The sequence below is a fragment of the Haladaptatus sp. genome, from assembly GCF_049589095.1.
Lineage (GTDB): Archaea > Halobacteriota > Halobacteria > Halobacteriales > Haladaptataceae > Haladaptatus.
The window spans coordinates 1-4,559 of record NZ_JBAWAC010000245.1 but is presented as its reverse complement, the minus strand read 5'-3'; the positions used below and the strand labels follow the sequence as shown (position 1 = coordinate 4,559).

Annotated in this window: 4 protein-coding genes; all 4 read right to left on the bottom strand. The window is 62.0% G+C overall.

All coding sequences use genetic code 11. From position 1 onward, the window contains the following. Positions 1 to 93: 93 nt before the first annotated feature. On the bottom strand, positions 94 to 855 hold the full coding sequence (locus tag WBV42_RS08055) for an SDR family NAD(P)-dependent oxidoreductase (protein ID WP_423985567.1): 762 nt from the start codon (positions 853 to 855) through the stop codon (positions 94 to 96). Between the two features lie 90 nt (positions 856 to 945). Next, positions 946 to 2,328 (bottom strand): glucoamylase family protein, encoded by a 1,383-nt coding sequence (locus WBV42_RS08050; RefSeq protein ID WP_423985566.1) that lies wholly within the window; start codon positions 2,326 to 2,328, stop codon positions 946 to 948. Positions 2,329 to 2,505: 177 nt separating this feature from the next. Next, on the bottom strand, positions 2,506 to 3,837 hold the full coding sequence (locus WBV42_RS08045; protein WP_423985565.1) for a glutamate-5-semialdehyde dehydrogenase: 1,332 nt from the start codon (positions 3,835 to 3,837) through the stop codon (positions 2,506 to 2,508). Positions 3,838 to 3,851: 14 nt separating this feature from the next. Further along, on the bottom strand, positions 3,852 to 4,559 hold a 708-nt coding region (gene proB / locus WBV42_RS08040), incomplete at its 5' end, for a glutamate 5-kinase (RefSeq protein WP_423985564.1).

The window sequence follows — 4,559 nt, the reverse complement described above, 5'->3', positions numbered from 1 at the left end:
TGATACGATGGAATCGAGTTACGATACGTCCGTGATCCCGTTGTAGACAGAGATAGGTCCGAGCGAAACAAACCTATCTCACCGGATCCCCGATCATTGCACCGAGAACCCGCCGTCCACGACGAGTCCGTGACCGGTCACGAACGATGCCTCGTCGCTGGCGAGGAACAGGATCGCATCGGCGACCTCTTCGGGTTCCGCCAATCGGCCGAGCGGGTAGCGTTTCAGCATGAGTTCCTTCGCCTTCTCGGGGTCCGAGCGCGTCTCGAAGAACTGGTTTCCGAGTTCGGTGTTCGTGAACGCCGGGAGGACGGCGTTCGCGCGAACGCCGTCGCGACCCGCCTCGGCGGCGACCGCACGGGTGAAGTTGAGGACGGCACCCTTCGTCAACGAGTACACCGACTGCATCGGCAGGCCGTAGAACGACGCCAACGAACCGACGTTGACGACGTTGCCCGACCCCTGTTCTTTGAGGTGCGGAAGCGCGGCCTGACAACCGTTCCAGACGCCGCGAACGTTGACGTCGAAGACGCCTTCGAAAACGGAATCGTCCACGTCCTCCGCGTATGCGGGAGGATGGCCGACACCGGCGTTGTTGACCAGAACGTCCAGTCCCCGCTCCGAGACGACGGCATCGACGGTATTCGTGAACGCGTCCGCGTCCGTCACGTCGAGTTCGAAGAACTCCGCTTCGCCACCGGCGTCCTCGATGTCCGCGACAGTCTCCGACCCGGTCTCCTCGTTCACGTCGGTACAGACCACGAACGCACCTTCCTCGGCACACCGCTTGGCAGTCGCCTCGCCGATGCCCTGACCCGCTCCGGTGATGAACACTGTTTTGTTTTGTAGCCGCATACAGAACGATTGTCAGGAGATAACTTGTTTCTTTTTATTAATGGAAGATAAATGGGCGGGCGAACCGGGAGACACCCGTCGTGGACGTGCTCAGATGGAGAACTCCTCTCGTTCGAGGAGGTCCTCCGGACGTCGTCCGACGTCGCTCTCGTGGAAGTACTCCCTGAGGACGCCGTCGGTGAGGTGGTTGGCGATCGAGGCGATCGACATGCCCTGATCGAGCGCGTAGTACTTCTTCGTCAACTCGCCGGTTTCGGCGTTGACCGAGTCGTAGAACCCGTACGTTCCGTCGATTCCCATCCGTCGAAGACGGCGGACGTTTTCGAGTGCGGCGTGAGGCGCGTAGTCGAGGGCGAGGAACGTCGCGTGGGGCGTCACGATTGGTCCGGGCGCGTAGTGATCCTTCCACGCTCCCTGTTGGGGGACGCCGAACGATCCGTAGCCGTCGGGCGTTCCGCACGGGGAGAGACCCCAGACGGGCCAATTCTGTGCATCCGCGAAGTCGATCTGGACCTGCACCCAGCGTTCGTTGTTCAGTCCGAACCCGCGGGGGCCGAGTTCCCGCTCTTTGATGAACAGGGAGGGCATTAACGCCTCGAACTGCGCGCCGCCCCAACTGGGGACGAACTTCGTTCCGTCGTACTCGTAGTGCCCTTCGAAAACGTCGACGCTGTCGTACGTGCGCCACTCGCCGCTCGAACGCTGTTGTGTCCAGTCGGTGTCCGGCGTGTACGTCCGGCGAGGTCGCCACCAGTGCGTCTTCGGGATATCGCCCATCCCGATGGCGCAGTAACTCGCGACTCGGGGTTCGCTGTTTATCATCCCGTAGGTCCAGTCGTCGAGTCCGTTCTCGTAATCGTATCCGCCGATCAGTCGTCCGTTGTCCGGGTGATGAAACGGCGAGTAGTCCTGTGCCCGGACGAGGCGTCGCGCTCTCCGCCCGAGTTCGCCCCCGTACGCCAGACCGACGATGGTCAATGCGGCGGTTAGGTGGCCGTTATCCACCGTCGAGACGTACTTCGTCCCGTCGTGGGTCTCCATCCACGGCCGTCCGGTCCGGATATCGTACCACCGGAGGAAGAGGCCGTTCCACGTCTCCACCGATTCCAACGTGGAGACGACGGCGTCCACGCGCCCCCTCGCTTCCCGTTCGGAGAGCACCCCGAGCTCGGCGGCACCGACCGTACTGACGACGTACATCGCGATGTTCGACGGGGACGTTCGGTTCGACCGCCGAATCCCCTCGCCCGTCTCCTCCACGGTGTCGTCGGGAAGTCCGAGGTCCGAGGTGAACGCCTCGAAGAATCGATAGTGGTGACGGGCAATAGCGCGGAGTCCACCACCACAATGGTCATCGTGCTTTCCAGTCCCTTCATTTGCCGACGCCGTCCCGCCGACGGCGACGATACCGAACGCGCCGACCGTTCGAAGGAAGTTCCGTCGGTTGCCGTACAGTGTATCATCATCAGTCATGAATTTCCCCACCTCGAATTGCGACCGCTACAAGAAATACGTTATTGAGTCGAAAATATAATACAGAAAAAAGTGAAAAAATTGTGGCGGGTCGAGTATCGTTCATCGGTCAAGTATCGTTGGTTACCGAACGTCGGAGAAAGTAACAAAGACGGGAGCACGATACGGTTCGGAACCCTATCGGTCGGATAGCGAACCGGGGGTCCAATCCCCGTCGAACTCCTCGTGGACGAACGGTTTGGCGTCCTCCCCGGCGTAGGTCCCCACGACCTGCCCGTCGCCTTCGAGGAAGTACTGATAGGTCGTCAGGCCTTCGAGGCCGACGGGTCCGCGTGCGTGAATCTTCCCCGTGCTGATGCCGACTTCCGCGCCGAGTCCGTAGCGGAACCCGTCGGCGAACCGGGTCGAAGCGTTGTGGAACACGCTCGCCGAGTCGAGGCTTCGCATGAACGTGCTCGCGCGGTCCCCGTTCTCGGTGACGATGGATTCCGTGTGCTTCGAACTGTACGCGTTGATGTGGTCGATAGCCGCATCGAGCGACTCGACGACCTTCACCGAGAGGATCAGATCACCGTACTCGGTGGCCCAGTCGTCCTCGCTCGCCGCCTCCATGGCGACGATGTCGCGCGAGGCTTCGTCGCCGCGCAATTCGACGCCCGCTTCCTCGTATCGCTCGGCTATTTTCGGCAGGAACTCGGCGGCCACGTCCTCGTGGACCAGCAGGGTCTCCACGGCGTTGCACACCGCCGGATACTGGACCTTCGCGTCGTAGGCGACCTCCGTCGCCATTTCGAGGTCAGCCTCGTCGTCCACGTAGACGTGGCAGATTCCCTCCGTATGTCCCAAAACGGCGATGCTCGTGTTGTCCTGAATGTACTCCACGAACGCCGAACTGCCCCGTGGCATGAGGAGGTCGATGGAGTCGTCCATGCCGAGCAACGTATCGACGTCCGCTCGGGCCTCGATGAGTTGTGCCCAGCCGTCGGGCATCTCGTCGGTAGCCTCCCGGATGATTTCGAAGAGGACCCTGTTCGAGTGACTCGCCTCGCTGCCGCCCTTCAGTATCACCGCGTTGCCGGACTTGAGGCTGAGCGCGGCTATCTGGACGAGGGCGTCGGGCCGCGATTCGAAGATCGTTCCGACGACGCCGATGGGGACGGTGCGCTTGTACAGTTCCAGTCCTTCGTCGAGTTTTCGCGCCGTGAGTGTCTTCCCGAGGGGGTCGTCCCGCGTCGCGACGCTCCGAACCATCTCCGCGATGCTTTCGAGTTTCGACGGCGAGAGTTCGAGTCTGTCGACGAGGGCTCGGCTGTACTCCCCCGCGGCGAGACGCTCCTCCGCCTCGCGGACGTCCCGCTCGTTGGCGTCGAGGATTTCGTCCTCTTTCGCCAGGATGGCGTCGGCGATAGCGTTCAACGCCGTCGAGCGGTCGTCGTCGGTTCGCTGCGCGAGCGCGAGCGCGGCGGTCTGTGCTTCTTCGACTTTGGATTCGGTGGATTTCTCGGCCATCGTTTGTAGAGTGGTCAGTCGTCGAGCGCGTCGTCAGTCGGAACGAAAATCGTCCCGACCGGTTTTCCGTCGATGATTCTGTCTACGACGTCTTCCTTCGTGGATTTTGCGATGATCGCCGGGATTCCGTGTTCGCTCGCCGACCGTGCGCCGGACACCTTCGTCTGGATGCCGCCGAACTTGGCGGTCGAACTCCGGTCCACCAGTTCCTGGATTTCCGCGTAGTTGCGACCGACCGCTGCGATGCGTTCGGCCGTGGGGTCCTCCTTCGGATTGTTCGTGTACACGCCGCCGACGTCCGTGAGCGTCACCAGCAGGTCCGCATCCACGCCGATTGCGATGGACGACGACAGCATGTCGTTGTCGCCGATTCGAATCTCCTCGGTGGCGACGGCGTCGTTTTCGTTGATGATGGGCACGATACCCCATCCCAACAGCGTTTCGACCGTGTTCTGGAAGTTGGTGAACCGTTCCGGATTGTCGAGGTCGTGCTGGGTCACCAGTATCTGGGCGACCTTTCGGTCGTAGCGTTCGAAACTCTCCGTGTAGCGTCGCATGAGGTGGGACTGACCCACGGTCGAGAGCGCCTGTGACTCCTCGACGGTGTCGTCGGGGTAGCCGACCCGGCCCTTCCCCGCGCCGACGGCACCGGAGGAGACGAACAGCACCTCGCTCCCGTTTTCGAGCAGAGCGACGGCGTCGTCGACGAGTTTGTCGAGTTT